Source organism: Streptomyces sp. NBC_00252 (genome assembly GCF_036187565.1).
GTDB lineage: Bacteria > Actinomycetota > Actinomycetes > Streptomycetales > Streptomycetaceae > Streptomyces.
Map to the genome: position 1 here is coordinate 2,245,030 of NZ_CP108087.1, position 13,520 is coordinate 2,258,549.

At 72.1% G+C, this 13,520-nt stretch carries 12 protein-coding genes; 6 read left to right on the forward strand and 6 right to left on the reverse strand.

Annotated features, from left to right (window positions below; genetic code table 11):
• The first annotated feature begins 40 nt into the window (after positions 1-40).
• The 3 genes from OHT77_RS09755 (at position 41) to OHT77_RS09765 (ending at position 4,856) form a co-directional block, all read left to right on the forward strand.
• Positions 41-874 (forward strand): response regulator transcription factor, encoded by an 834-nt coding sequence (locus tag OHT77_RS09755; protein ID WP_328827753.1) that lies wholly within the window; start codon positions 41-43, stop codon positions 872-874.
• Positions 875-1,045: 171 nt separating this feature from the next.
• The gene (locus tag OHT77_RS09760; protein ID WP_328827755.1) at positions 1,046-3,862 is read left to right on the forward strand and encodes an ATP-binding protein; all 2,817 of its coding nucleotides are present in this window, start codon (positions 1,046-1,048) and stop codon (positions 3,860-3,862) included.
• Positions 3,863-4,064: 202 nt separating this feature from the next.
• Entirely contained in the window at positions 4,065-4,856 is a 792-nt protein-coding gene (locus tag OHT77_RS09765) for a S1 family peptidase (protein ID WP_328827756.1), read from the forward strand.
• 115 nt (positions 4,857-4,971) lie between these two features.
• Here OHT77_RS09765 and dmpI read toward each other — a convergent pair whose 3' ends face one another.
• Both dmpI and OHT77_RS09775 read right to left on the reverse strand, forming a co-directional pair.
• Positions 4,972-5,154, reverse strand: a complete 183-nt coding sequence (gene dmpI / locus OHT77_RS09770) for a 4-oxalocrotonate tautomerase DmpI (protein WP_266773946.1) — start codon at positions 5,152-5,154, stop codon at positions 4,972-4,974.
• Positions 5,155-5,281: 127 nt separating this feature from the next.
• The gene (locus tag OHT77_RS09775; protein WP_328827757.1) at positions 5,282-6,148 is read right to left on the reverse strand and encodes a LysR family transcriptional regulator; all 867 of its coding nucleotides are present in this window, start codon (positions 6,146-6,148) and stop codon (positions 5,282-5,284) included.
• A 104-nt stretch (positions 6,149-6,252) separates the two neighbouring features.
• On the opposite strand from OHT77_RS09775, the gene OHT77_RS09780 reads away from it, so the two are divergent.
• Positions 6,253-6,900, forward strand: a complete 648-nt coding sequence (locus OHT77_RS09780) for a LysE family translocator (protein WP_328827758.1) — start codon at positions 6,253-6,255, stop codon at positions 6,898-6,900.
• Positions 6,901-6,925: 25 nt separating this feature from the next.
• Here OHT77_RS09780 and OHT77_RS09785 read toward each other — a convergent pair whose 3' ends face one another.
• A complete protein-coding gene (locus tag OHT77_RS09785; RefSeq protein ID WP_328834200.1) occupies positions 6,926-8,017 on the reverse strand; it encodes a winged helix DNA-binding domain-containing protein in 1,092 nt (363 codons plus the stop codon).
• A 301-nt stretch (positions 8,018-8,318) separates the two neighbouring features.
• Between OHT77_RS09785 and OHT77_RS09790 the strand changes: the two genes are divergently transcribed.
• Positions 8,319-9,488 carry a magnesium and cobalt transport protein CorA gene (locus OHT77_RS09790; protein ID WP_328827759.1) on the forward strand — a complete coding sequence of 390 codons (1,170 nt, stop codon included), beginning with the start codon at positions 8,319-8,321 and terminating at the stop codon, positions 9,486-9,488.
• Between the two features lie 61 nt (positions 9,489-9,549).
• Here the strand turns inward: OHT77_RS09790 and OHT77_RS09795 are convergent, their stop codons facing one another.
• The 3 genes from OHT77_RS09795 to OHT77_RS09805 are packed head-to-tail and all read right to left on the reverse strand — an operon-like array spanning position 9,550 to position 11,788.
• Positions 9,550-10,599, reverse strand: coding sequence for an amidohydrolase family protein (locus OHT77_RS09795; RefSeq protein ID WP_328827760.1), 1,050 nt, complete (start codon positions 10,597-10,599; stop codon positions 9,550-9,552).
• Complete coding sequence (locus OHT77_RS45000) at positions 10,596-11,150, reverse strand: hypothetical protein (RefSeq protein WP_443047972.1); 555 nt, start codon at positions 11,148-11,150, stop codon at positions 10,596-10,598. The genes OHT77_RS09795 and OHT77_RS45000 overlap by 4 nt, the downstream gene beginning before the upstream one ends.
• Complete coding sequence (locus OHT77_RS09805) at positions 11,147-11,788, reverse strand: TetR/AcrR family transcriptional regulator (RefSeq protein WP_328827763.1); 642 nt, start codon at positions 11,786-11,788, stop codon at positions 11,147-11,149. Before OHT77_RS09805 ends, OHT77_RS45000 begins: the two co-directional genes overlap by 4 nt.
• A gap of 161 nt (positions 11,789-11,949) precedes the next feature.
• On the opposite strand from OHT77_RS09805, the gene OHT77_RS09810 reads away from it, so the two are divergent.
• Positions 11,950-13,515 (forward strand): bifunctional 3-(3-hydroxy-phenyl)propionate/3-hydroxycinnamic acid hydroxylase, encoded by a 1,566-nt coding sequence (locus OHT77_RS09810; RefSeq protein ID WP_328834201.1) that lies wholly within the window; start codon positions 11,950-11,952, stop codon positions 13,513-13,515.
• The last annotated feature ends 5 nt before the right edge of the window (positions 13,516-13,520 follow it).

The following is a 13,520-nucleotide window of genomic DNA, read 5'->3' on the forward strand; positions in this document are numbered from 1 at the left end:
GGTGTGTGCAGCAGGGCGGCCGCAATGAAGGGGCGAGCGGGTGACGACGGACGCGGCAGGGATGGTGGAGATTCAGTCGGCGCTGGTCCGGCTCCGGCGCGGCACGGGGCTGCCGGTCGCCTTCGGCGGCCTGGTGGAGAGCGGCCGCCGGCAGATGCGCATCAGCGAACTGAGCGGCACGGCGACCCCCGCCCTGCGCGCCCTCGCGGTCTCCTCGGGCAACGGCCTCGGCGGCAAGGCGGTCGCCCTCGCCCGCCCGTGCGCCGTCCTCGACTACTCCGCTTCCCGCCAGATCAGCCACGAGTACGACGCCCCGGTCGCCGTCGAGGGCCTGCGCGCGATCCTCGCAGTCCCGGTCGTCGTACGCCGCCGCGTCCGCGGTGTCCTCTACGGCGCGCTGCGCACCGCCCAGCCGCTCGGCGACCGGATGCTGAGCGCGGCGATGGAGGCCGCCCGGGACGTCGAACAGGCCCTGGTCGTACGGGAGGAAGTGCACGAGCTGCTGAGCGCGGCGCGTCCGGCGCAGGCCCCCGACCCGGCGGCGAGCGCCGTGTGGGAGCAGGTGCGGGAGGCGCACGCGGCGCTGCGGGCGCTGGCCCCGCGCATCGCGGACCCGGCGCTGCGGGCCGAACTGCTGGACGCCTGCGGCCTGTTGACGGCGGAGGCGGCCGCCGGCGAGGTCGGTCTCACGCCCCGGGAGCTGGACGTCCTGGCGTGTGTGGCGGCGGGGGCGACGAACGCGGTGGCGGCGGAGCGGCTGGGGCTGCGGCCGGAGACGGTGAAGGGGTATCTGCGCTCGGCGATGCGGAGGCTCGGGGCGCACACCCGCGGGGAGGCCGTGGTGGCGGCTCGGCGGGCCGGGGTGCTGCCGTGAGAGGGGTCGAGGTGCCTCCGTCGGCGGCTCCCGTGGCGGGCGTCTATTCATTCATCGGAGCTTTGAATTTCCTGATGCTGCAGAGTTGTTATTTCCCTCACGACCCCGTCCATCCGAATTTCAAGGACTGATTGCCTAATATTGGCCCGGACACGACACACGAGGGGAGCGGTGACCGTGCGACGGGACTTCAAGGAGCCTGCCAGATGCCGCCCCGACCTGGTCATCGGCCGGGAGGAGATGTTCTCCGCCGCCCGTGACCAGCTCGCGGAGGGCGGCAGTGTGCTGCTCCACGGCCCCGCCGGAATAGGAAAGTCGACCCTCCTGCGGGCGTTGGCCGCGGAATACGGCGAGACGGCGCGGACCGTGTTGCGCTGCTCGGCCACGGAGTCCGAATCCCATCTCCCCTTCCTGGCCCTCGCGGACCTCCTTGGTCTGGTCCTGGACGAGGTGTCCGAGCGGCTGCCCGCCGCACAGCGCACGGCACTGGAATCCGCGCTCACCGGACGCGGCGAGTCCTCCCTCCAGCGCGACGGACTCGCCCTGCGCCTGGCCGTCCTGTCCGCGCTGCGCGCCCTCGCGGCCGACGGTCCCGTCCTCGTCGTAGCGGACGATCTGCAGTGGCTGGACCCGGCCAGCGCGGAGTTGCTCGGGTTCGCGGCGCGGCGGCTCGGGGACACGCAGGTGCAGATGGTGTTCGCGGTGCGGACCGAGGGCCAGGAGTACGACCGGTATCTGAGCGCGTCGCCGCCGGACACCCTCGCGTTCCGGCTCAGTCCGCTGTCCCGGGCGCAGGTGTCCGGGCTGCTCGACCATCGCGGGTACGCCGGGCTGCCGCGCTCCACGGTCCGCGAGATCCACCGCACGAGTGGCGGAAACCCGCTGTTCGCGCTGGAGTTGGGCCGCGCGCTGGCCGAGAACCCCACCCCGCCGAGACCCGGCGAACCGTTGCCCGTGCCGACTTCACTACGCGCGTTGGTGCTGAGCCGGCTCGACATGCTGCCCGCCGAGGCGCGCCGCACCCTGCTGGTCGCGAGCGCGGGCGCCCGTCCCACGGTGGCCCTGCTCCAGACGGCCGGACGGGAGAACGCGGAGGCGGAGACCGCCCAGGCGGCCGAACTCGGCCTGCTGGCCACGGAGCCCGAGGGTCCCGCCGTACGGTTCGCGCATCCGCTGATCTCCGCCGCGCTGTACGCGGAGGCACCCGCGCAGGAGCGGCGGGCCGCGCACGCGGCGCTGTCGACGGCGGCCTCCGACCCCATCGAGCGCGCCCGGCATCTCGCCCTGGCCACCACCGGCACCGACCCGGAGGTCGCCGCCCGGCTCGCCGAGGCCGCGACCCTGGCCCGTGACCGGGGGGCGCCCTCGGTCGCCGCCTCGCTCGGACTGCTCGCCGCCCGGCACACCCCCGGCGACAGCGTGCCGGGCCCGGACGAGCGCAGGTTGCAGGCCGCCGAGGACGCGATCACCGCCGGGGAGCTGGACCTCGCCCGGGACATAGCGCGCGAGGTGCTGACCCGGACCTCGGTGGCCGCCGAGCGGGTGCGGGCCTGGATCATCGTGATCGACACCGCCGGCCACTCCATGGCGGACGTCGACGCCGTCTTCCCGCAGGCCCTCGCCGACGCGGGCGACGACCCCCGGCTGCTCGCCCTGGTCCGCTACCAACTCGCCTGGCGCGCCCTGCTGGTCGAGGGCGACTTCGCCGAGGCCCGAGCCGAGACCGCGCGCTCCGCCGAGCTGGCCGCGCGCGCGGGCGACCGGCGCACCGAACTCCTCGCGCTCTCCTTCCAGGCGCAGACCGAGACCCTGATGGGCCACCCCGACGCACCCCTGACCATCAAGCGCGCGCTGAAGGAGCCCCAGGACCCGAGGGTGGCGTGCCATCACAACGGCGCCGGCTCGGCCCGGTTCCGTTGGCTGGTGATGAGCGATCAGCTGCCCGAGGCCCGCGCGACCATCACCGCGCTGCTGCGCGAGGTGCGGCGGCGCGGGTCGGTGGAGAGCGAGGTGCACTTCCTGCGCGGCTTCGCCGAGACCGAACTGCGCTCAGGGCACTGCGGCCGCGCCCTCGACCTGGCCCGCGAGGGACTCCGGCTGGCCCGCGACTCCGGCATCGGGCAGACCGCGTCCGCGATGCTCACCGCGCTCGCCGAGGCCTCCGGCGGTGACGTGGACGAGGCACTCGCCCTGGCCCGGGAGGCGGTCGAGCACGCCGAGGAGGACGGCGACCAGATGTATCTGTCCCGTGCCCTCGGGGCCCTGGGATACGCCCAGTTGGTCGCCGGTGACGCCCACGGGACCGTCCGCTCGCTGCGCCGGGTCCGCGAACTGGAGCAGGCCCTCGGGGTCACCGACCCGGCCCGCGGCCGTTGGCACGGCGACCTCGCCGAGGCCCTCGTCCGCATCGGCGAGAGCACCGAGGCCCAGGACGTCATCGACGTCACCCGGGAACGCGCGCTGCGCCTGGGCCGCGAGAGCGTCATCGCCGTCCTCGACCGCGCCGAGGCCCTGGTGCGCGCGGAACGCGGCGAACACGACGCCGCCGTAGCACAACTGACGTCCGTTCAGGACCGGCTCGCCAAGCTGGGCTACGGCCTGGAGGAGGCCCGCGCCGCCTTCGCGCTGGCGTCGCTGCGCACCGGGCAGCCGGGACCGACGTCCTACGACGAGGCGACCCGACTGTTCCGGCGGTGCCGGGCGCTGCCCTGGCTGCGGCAGGTGGACGAGGCCGCCGTGGCACGCCCGCCGGAGCCCGCGCCGGTGCCCACGCCCGCGCCGACCCTCGAAGGGCTCGACGGGCTCGCCTCGATGGAGCGTCAGGTCGCCGCGCTCGTCATGGAGGGCGCCACCAACCGGGAGATCGCCGCCCGGCTGTTCATCAGCGTCAAGACGGTCGAGGCGACCCTGACCCGGGTCTACCGCAAGCTGGGGATCCGCTCCCGGGTGGATATCGTCCGACTGGCGGCGGGGCGCCGTCCGAACTGAGGACCCTGCGGGTTTACTGTGCGGCGACCGAGGGTTTTCCCTGCCCAACTCCCCTAGGGGGTTCCCTCATTGGGAGCAGGGTGCACCGGGTTCTAGCTTATGGGTGTGCCGCTCGCCCGGGCATACGGGGGTCGGTCCCGCGACCCCCGTTGCACCCCCCACACCCGCGCGACCCCCCACCGGCAACCCAATGAGGAGACTCATGTTCGGGCACAACCGCGCCAAGAGAACCACCGCGTTCGTCGCAGCAGCCGCCGCTGCCGCAGCGACCGCACTGCTCAGCGCCCCCACCGCTGTGGCAGCCCCCCAGCCCATCGTCGGCGGTTCCACGACCACGACGACGTCGTACCCGTTCGTCATGCAGATCACGGACGCCTCGCAGAACCAGTTCTGCGGCGGCACCCTCGTCTCCGCGACCAAGGTGGTCACCGCCGCCCACTGCATGGTCGGCGAGAGCACCAGCAGCGTCCGCGTGGTCGGCGGCCGTACCTACCTCAACGGTACGAACGGCACCGTCAGCAAGGTCAGCAAGATCTGGATCAACCCCAGCTACACGGACGCCACCAACGGCGACGACGTGGCCGTCCTGACGCTGTCGACGTCGATGCCGTACACCACGGCGTCCTACGTCTCCTCGTCCCAGACCGGCGTGTACGCGGCCGGCACGACCGCCCGCATCCTCGGCTGGGGCACCACCTCGGAGAACGGCAGCTCCTCCAACCAGCTGCGGACCGCGACGGTCCCGATCGTGTCCGACTCCAGCTGCAAGAGCTCCTACGGTTCGGACTTCATCGCGTCCGACATGGTTTGCGCCGGATACACATCCGGCGGCGTAGACACCTGCCAGGGCGACAGCGGCGGTCCCCTGCTCATCGGGGGCGTCCTGGCAGGGATCACTTCTTGGGGCGAGGGCTGTGCCGAGGCGGGTTACCCGGGTGTGTACTCCCGGCTGACCACGTTCTCCAGCCTGGTGACCGCACAGGTCAACTCGTGACCCGGAAGAACTCCTGAGTATCCCTCAGGGAAGAACCAGGGTGCGTTGCGGGCTTCCACGAGCAGCCCGCAACGCACCCTATCCATATGCCGGTTGACGCCTGTGCCTCGTCGGCCTACTTGTCGGCGGTGAGCTTCCCGGCCGCGCCCCAGCTGTCGGCCGGCACCTCGTGGATCCACACCTGCACGCTCTCGGCGGGGATCTTGTACGCGTCGACGAAGGCGTCGGTGACCCGCTTGACGAGGTCCCGCTTCAGCTCGACGTCGCGCGGACCCTGCTGGATGGTCACGATGGGCATGCTGAACTCCCTTGATCTGTACGCCCGTTGGGCCAGGTGTGCCCGCCGGGACCGGTACGCCTCTCGGCCGGCTCCAGTCCACCGCGTCACCCGCCCCCGACCAAGAGGCAGTCCGCGACCGCAGCGATCAGTTCTCGTGATCGCCGCAGGCCAGCAGCAGGGTGTCCAGGTGCGGCGGCACCTTCGTGGCGTGCACGGCGAGGCCCGTCGACAGGGTGAGGCCCGGCGCCGCGAACGGTACGAAGGCCACGCGCGGGCTGTGCAGCACGCGCGCGTGGGAGGCGTAGACGACCGTCCACAGCGGGCGCGCGCCGATGCTCGCGAGGGTGTCCTGGAGGGAACCGCTCACCGGCCCGGGCGGCGGCTCGAACCCGGCGTCGTGGCAGGCGCCGACGACCAGGTCGACGAGCGCGGGGTTGTTCCGGCGCTCGGTGATGGCCAGCGGCAGCGCGGCGAGTTCCTCGATCCGGAGCTCAGGCCGGGCCGCGAGCGGGTGCGACGCGGGCACGGCGGCCACGAGCGGATCGGCCCACAGCGGCAGCACCCGTACGCCCGGCACCGGCTCCACCGCCCGGACGAACGCGGCGTCCAACTGCCCGCCCGCGACCCGCGCGAGCCGTTCGCCGACGGGCAGTGAGAACAGCTCGACCGGGACGTCCGGCGCGCGTTCGGCGAACGCGCCGAGCACCCGGTCCAGATGGGCGCCGAGTCCGGTGCTGGTGCCGATCCGCAGCCCTTCCGGCGGGGCGACGGCCGCGCGGGCGCGCTCGGCGGCGGCCAGCACGGCCCGCGCCTCGGGCAGCAGCCGCTCCCCCGCGCCCGTGAGCCGCACCCGCCGGGGCGAACGGTCGAATAGCTCGGCCCCCAACTCCCGCTCCAGCCGCCGGATCTGCTGACTCACCGCCGACTGCACGATGTGCAGCCGCTCGGCGGCCCGCCCGAAGTGCAGCTCTTCGGCGACGGCGACGAAGTAGGTGAGCTGCCGCAGTTCCATGGACTCGACTCTAGAGGGGCCACCTGGACGCCTGTTTCAATGAGCGCCGGAACGAGGGCCGGACGGGAGCGCCGGACGAACGCGAGCGGGTGGGAGTGACAGGCATGGTGTCCACGGACCGTTTCCTCGCGTTCGCCGCGATGTCGTTGCTGGTGATCGTGATCCCGGGACCCAGCGTCCTGTTCGTCATCGGCCGCGCGCTCGCCCACGGTCGCCGTACGGCGGTGGCGACGGCGATCGGCAACGTCTTCGGCTCGTACCTCCTCGTGGCGGCGGTCGCGTTCGGCATCGGCTCGCTGGTGGAGCGCTCGGTCGCGGTCTACCTGACGGTGAAGCTCGCGGGCGCGGCGTACCTCGTCTACCTGGGCGTCCAGGCGTTCCGCCACCGCAAGGAGTTGAAGGCGTCGGCGATGCGGGCGGGCCCGGCGACCGAACCCCGGGGCGACCTCCGCACGGTCCTCGACGGCGCCCTCGTCGGCGTCACCAACCCCAAGGGTGTGGTCTTCTTCGCCGCCGTACTCCCCCAGTTCGTCAACCATTCCACGGGCCACGTCCCGCTCCAGATGCTCCTGCTCGGCCTGATCCCCATCTCCATCGGCCTGGTCACGGACACCCTCTGGGGCCTGACCGCGTCAGCGGCCCGCACGTGGTTCGCGGGCTCCGACCGCCGGCTGTCCCTGATCGGCGGGGCGGGTGGGTTCACGATGATCGGGCTGGGGTTGACGGTGGCGGTGACGGGGCGGGCGGACTGACCTTGTAGGGGGCCTAGGGAGCGTCCTAGGGGTTATAGGGGCCTACGACCGTCCCGAACCGGATGTCGTACGACGTCCCCTTGTGCAGGGTGTCGAGCATCAGCGCGCCCTCGGCGACGATCTCGCTCCGCTGTGCCTTGGTCAGCCGGCCGAAGGGCTCGATGACGAGGTGGCCGTTGGCCTCGTCGAGTTTCCAGAGACCGGCGAGGAAGCCGTCGACCAGGAGAGTGCGGTGAGCGACGTTGCCCTGCCAGGCACGGCCCCGGTACTCGGCCGGTACGACCCGGGTGCGGTCGGCGTGGGAGAGGAGCAGGTTGTCGAACTCCGGGAGGAAGCGCGGCGGGGCCGGGGTGTCGGCGGCGGGGCGCGGCGCGTCCGGGAGGTCGAAGAGTTCGACGCCGTTGGAGTCGTAGAAGGTGACGAGCTGCGGCCGTAGCCGCTCGAAGGCCTCGCGGAGGCGGGTCAGGCCGGCCCAGGTCTGCATGTCCTTCACGGAGGCGGGCCCGAAGGCGGCGAGGTAGCGGAGCACGGTGGCGTCCGGGGCGGGCGCGGGTTCGGCGGGGCGGCCCAGCCAGTGCTCGGCGGTGGTGAGAGCCACCTGGCCGCTCTGCCCCCAGAGCCCGCGCGGGGTGACCTGGACGAGCGGCAGCTTGCACCGGGCGGCGATGGCGAGGGCCTGCGGGTCGGCGTCCGGCCACTCGACGAGCAGCGCCTCCCGCAACTCCTTCATCGTGCGCGGCTCCGCCTCGACGAGTTCCCGGGCGAGGACGGCGAGCCGGTCCAGATCGACCCCGACGAGCCCCTTACGGAAGTTCCCCAGCTCCCGATCCCGGGCGGCCTGCACCAACGGCCGCAGGATGAGGGCGTCGTCCGCCGTGTGGGTGTGGATGGTGGAACGAAGGGTGACGATCCGGACGACCTCGCGCTCGGCCATCGCCCCGGACAGCGCCTCGGGCGTGAAGCCGTCGAGGCGGGCGGCGAGGGCGTAGTACGGCGGCTTGACATTCTGGGCCTGGAGGCCGAGGAGGTGCGAGACGGCTGCGCCGGCGGGGAGGGGGGTGCGGTGGAGGAGGAGTTGGCGGTGGAGGGTGGCGCGGTTGAGGGTGCGGGTGTCCAGGACGGGGGTGGGGGGCTTCGACGGGGTGGGGGGTTTGGCTTTGGTGGGGAGTTCGGATTTGGTGGGGGGTTCGGGTGTGGTGAGGGGCCTGGCTCGGGCCGGGGTCTTCGCGTCAACCGGGGGCTTCTCCTTGGTCACGTTCTCCACGCTACGGGCGGTTGCGGACAGGGCGTGTCCGCAACTCTCGCCGAATCCGGGAACGGGTGCACACGCCAAGGTCGTTTGCCGCGTATATCCTGCTCGTGCTCTGATCCCGCTCCGTGATCACGCAGACGTAGGTTCGACCGAGAGGCAGCCGCGCATGCCCCAGCGACGCGCCCGCCCCACCTCGAGGAACGGCAGGACCGGCCGACGCCCCGGCTGGCGCCGCACACCCGTCCCGCCACCGGAACCGGCACCCGCGACCCCGGCGTCCACCGCCGACACGCCACCCCCGGAGCCGTCCGACGCGGGCAGCGTCGTACAGGCCGCCCTGTACCGGGACGGCGTACGGGTCTCGGCGCCGGACACCCTCGCCGACACCTTCCGCGAACTCCGCGACCAGCCCTCCGGCATGGCCTGGATCGGCCTCGCCCGCCCCACCGAACGCGAACTCCTCTCCCTGGCAGCCGAGTTCGACCTCCACCCGCTGGCCGTCGAGGACGCGATGGAGGCACACCAGCGGCCCAAACTGGAGCGCTACGGCGAGACGCTGTTCGTCGTCCTCAGCGCGGCCCGCTACCTGGACAACACGGAGGAGGTCGACTTCGGCGAACTGCACGTCTTCGTGGGCCCCGACTTCGTGATCACGGTCCGGCACGGCGCGGCCCCCGACCTCTCTGCGGTGCGCCAACGCATGGAGGAATCACCGGAGTTGCTGAGACTCGGTCCCGAGGCGGTGCTGTACGCCATCCTCGACGCGGTCGTCGACGGGTACGCGCCGGTCGTCGCCGGCGTCCAGACCGACATCGACGAGATCGAGACAGAGGTCTTCTGCGGCGACCCGAAGGTCTCCCGCCGCATCTACGAACTCTCCCGCGAAATGGTCGAGTTCCAACGCGCCACCCGCCCCCTGGTAGGCATGCTGCACAGCCTCATGGCCGGCTTCGCGAAGTACGGCACGGACGAGGAACTCCAGCGCTACCTCCGCGACGTGGCCGACCACGTCACCCACACCAGCGAACAGGTGGACGGCTTCCGCCAGGCCCTCACCGACATCCTCACCGTGAACGCGACCCTGGTCACCCAGGAACAGAACGCGGAAATGCGGGCGTTGGCGGAGGCGGGCTTCGAACAGAACGAGGAGATCAAGAAGATCTCGTCCTGGGCGGCCATTCTGTTTGCACCCACGTTGGTGGGAACGATCTACGGCATGAACTTCGCGAACATGCCGGAGCTTGGGTGGCGCTTCGGATACCCGTTCGCGATCGGCTTGATGGGGGTTGTCTGCGTCAGCCTGTACCTGATCTTCAAGCGCAGGGACTGGCTCTAGCGCTCTGGCCGCCCAGCGCTCCCGACAATGCCCGACAGTTTCGTCGTCCTGACTACGTGCCTCAATCCGTGCCGGGCTGGACGAGCTTGAAGACGAGGCGGGCGGCGGTGCGTTGGGCGGTGTGGCGCAGGCGGAGCGGGGTCGGGCGGGCCGGAGTCGTCGCGGGAGTGCCTGTCAGGCGGGGGAAGAGGGCTTCGGCGTTGGTGCGGTTGACGGACTGGAGGACGCCGGGGTCGACACCGCTGTCGAGGCCGTTGGCGAAGTACTGGCTCGCGGCGGCGGGGGCGAACGGCCAGTCGCTGCCGAAGAGGATGTGTCCGGGGCGGGCAAAGGCGAGCAGTGTGGGCAGGGCGGCGGGGCTGGAGGACAGCGCGGTGTCGAAGTAGTACCCGCGGAAGTCGTCCAGCACGTCCAGCGGGCTGCGTCCGGTGTCGCCGGCGATGGCCACGGCCATGCGGTGGGAGGCGTAGGGCACGAAGCCCCCGGCGTGACTGAGGACGAACCGGATGTTCGGGTACGCGCGCACGACGCCGTTGCGGACCAGGAGGTATGCGGCCCGGGTGGTGTCGAGGAGGAAGTCGGCGGCGAACGGCGGGATGCCGTCCACAGCGGGTGCCGGGAGGTCGGCGGGGTGGACGAACACGACGGCGCCCCGGTCGTTCAGGGTCCGCCACAGTTCGTCCTGGCCGCCCGCGCCGACGTAGACGCCCTGGTTGTTGGCGAGCAGGGTGACCCCGTCGGCCCCCAACTCGTCCAGGGCCCGCTCCGCCTCGACGGCGGAGGCGGTGACATCGGGCATGGGCAGCGTGGCGAAGTACCCGAAACGGCCCGGGTGTTGGGCGGTGAGGGTCGCGGAGAAGTCGTTGAGCTGCCGGGCCAGGTCGGCGGCCTCTCCCGGATCGGTGAGGAAGCCGGTGCCCGGGGTGGAGACGGACACGATCGCCGTGGCGGTGTCCAGCAGGTCCATCAGCTCCAGGGCCGACTCGGCGCTCCACTCGGGCAGTTCACGGCCACCGGCCTCGGCGATGCCCGCCTGGGCGAGGAGGTCGCGGTAGAAGGCGGGGACTATGTGCTGGTGGACGTCGACCCGGCCAGCCGCTGCGTCGGTCACGAGGCGTTCTCCTGAGCGTTCTGGGCCTTCGGGGCCTTCTGTGTGGTGAGCAGGTCGAGCGCGTCGATGCCGTAGCGGGCGGGGGCGGATTCGGCGTGGCGCAGGAGTCTGGGGTACACGCCGGCGCAGCCGAGGGTGAGGGTCTCCCGGTCGGCCTGGACGTCGATCCGCGCGGGGCGGCCCCGTAGCGGTCGTACGAGGTGATCCTGGCCGTAGGCGTGTCCGAGTTCGCCGGCGGCGGTGATGCCCGGCCCGAGGAGTTGCCGCATCGCGCTCGCGGTCAGCACGGCCTTGTCGGCGAGGCCGACGACGCTCGGTCCATTGGCCAGGCGCCGGGCCGTGTTGCCCTGCTGGACGGCACCGGCATCGGCACCGGCACCGGCACCGGCCGACTCAAAACCGGGCTCCATGTTCGACAGCGGGTCGATCGGCACCACATGACGCTCGGCCTCACCCAGCGCCCGACGAGCCACCTCACGCACCGCCCGACGGGCCGCCGCACCCAGCGCTCGACCGGCCGTCTCACGCCGAGGCGCACTCAGCGTGCTCATCCCTCGCTCCCCGCCGCCAAGCGACCCGCCGCGTCGCAGACCACCTGCGCGTGGAGCTCGAACAACGCCACCAGATCGACCGTGTCGCCGTGGATCTCCCGGTGCACGAACAGCCCGTCGGCGCCGGCGACGGCGTACGTGGTGAGCGTGCGCACGGCGTCCTCGTCCAGCTCCGGGAACACGGTCCCGGTCACCTCGGCGATCTTCTGGGCGGCGATGTCACGGACCTGGAGGAACACCGTCCGCCCCCGGGGCTGGGTGGGCCGCCGTTCCAGGGCGAGCATCAGGCCGAGGCGGAGGAAGTCCGGTGCGTCGACCAGGGACCTGGCCACTTTCGCCGCCATGACGGTCACCCGCTCCAGGGGCGTGCCCGTCTCTTCGCCGGGGAGCTCGACGGCTGCCAGCCAGGTCTCGAAGCTGCGCTCGATGACGGCGGCGATCAGGTCGTCCTTGTCCTTGAAGTGCCAGTAGATCGAGCTCGCCGGCAGCCCGCACTTGGCGCTGACCGCCGCGATGGACGTGCCCTCGTAACCGCGCTCGCCCGCGATCTCCACCGTGGCGTCGAGGATGCGCTGCCGCGACTCCACCCCGTTCGCCCGCTTCTTGCGCGTCGTCTGCGTCGCCTGCGGCCTGCTCATCGGACCTGCCCTTCCTGCCGTGCCGGCACTTGACCCCGTTCCGCAGCCATCTTACCGTAGCGATCACTCCAACTGGAATGAACGCTACAGCAACGTGTTCGCAACACACCGCGACAGGGACGACAGCGAGGTGCCGGGTGAGCGAGTTCAGAGCCGGAGACATGACCTACGACGTGGCGGTGATCGGCTACGGCCCCACCGGTGTCACCGCCGCGAACCTGCTGGGGGCGATGGGCCTGCGGGTCGTCGTCGTGGAACGCGACGCCGAGATCTACGCCCGCGCCCGCGCGATCTCCACCGACGAGGAGGTCCTGCGGATCTGGCAGCGCACCGGTCTGGCCGACCGGCTGAAGCAGGACATGCTGGCCGAGCGGCCCCTCGATTTCGTCGACGCGCGTGGCCGGCCGTTCCTCAGCGCGCGCCCCACCCCGCGCGGGCACGGGCATCCGCCGCAGATGTTCGTCTACCAGCCGGCGCTGGAGCGCGTCCTGCGCGACGGGGTCGCCCGCCACCCGAACGTCGAGGTGCTGCTGCGGCACGAGTGTCTGCGGCTGCGCCAGGACGCCGAGGGCGTGGAGCTGACGGTGGTCGGCACGGCCGACGACGCCGTGCACCGCGTGCGCGCCTCCTACGTCGTCGCGGCCGACGGCGGCTCCAGCCTCACCCGCGCCCAGCTCAACATCGGCTACGAGGGCAGGACGTACGAGGACCGCTGGGTCGTCATCGACACCGAGATGCTGAAGCCGTGGCCGGACCACGACCGGCTGCGCTTCCGCTGCGACCCGGACCGGCCCGCCGTCGACTGCCCGACCCCGCTCGGGCACCACCGCTGGGAGTTCCCGATCCTGCCCGGCGACGACGAGCGGTACCTGACCACGGACGACGCGATCCACGAAATGGTCTCGCGGTACGGAATCAGCCGGGACCAGATCAAGATCCTGCGGGCCACCGTCTACAGCCACCACGTGCGCTTCGCCGCGCGCTTCCGTACGGGCAGGGTCTTCCTCGCCGGCGACGCGGCTCACGCGATGCCGCCGTGGATCGGCCAGGGCATGGCCGCGGGTGTGCGGGACGCGGCCAACCTGTGCTGGAAGCTGGCCGCCGTGCTGCGCGGCGAACTGCCCGAGGCGGTGCTGGACAGCTATGAGGCCGAACGCAAGCCGCACGTCAAGGAGATCACCAGGCGGGCGGTGTTCGTCGGAGGGATCATCACCGAGCGGCGCCGCCCGGTGACCCGCATCCGCAACACCGCGCTGCGCGGCCTCAGCCGCATACCGGGCTTCGGCAACTGGCTCCAGGACTCCCACTGGATACCCGTCGCCCGCTACTCGGCCGGCTTCCAGGCCCTCCCCCGCACCAGGGCGTCCGGCCACCAGATCCCGCAGCCCTGGGTGACCGGCCCCGACGGTGAACGCGTACGGCTGGACGACGTCCTCGCCGGCCGCTGGCTGCTCCTGCACGGCAAGCACGCCGTGCCCCAGTCCGCGTGGGACCGCCTCGGTGTTCCCTCGCTCACCGTCACACCCGGCGGCTCCGAGCCGGCCGAGGGCACGGTCGTCGACAGCGAAGGCGTCCTGCTGCCCTGGATGGCCGGGCACCGCGCGGCCACCCTCGCGCTGCGCCCGGACGCGTACGTCTACGCGGCCGCTCCGGCCGGTGCCCAACTCCCGCCGCCCCCGACCGGATTCGCCCCGGCGTCGCGCCCGACCGCCTCGATCGCCCTGTGAGGACC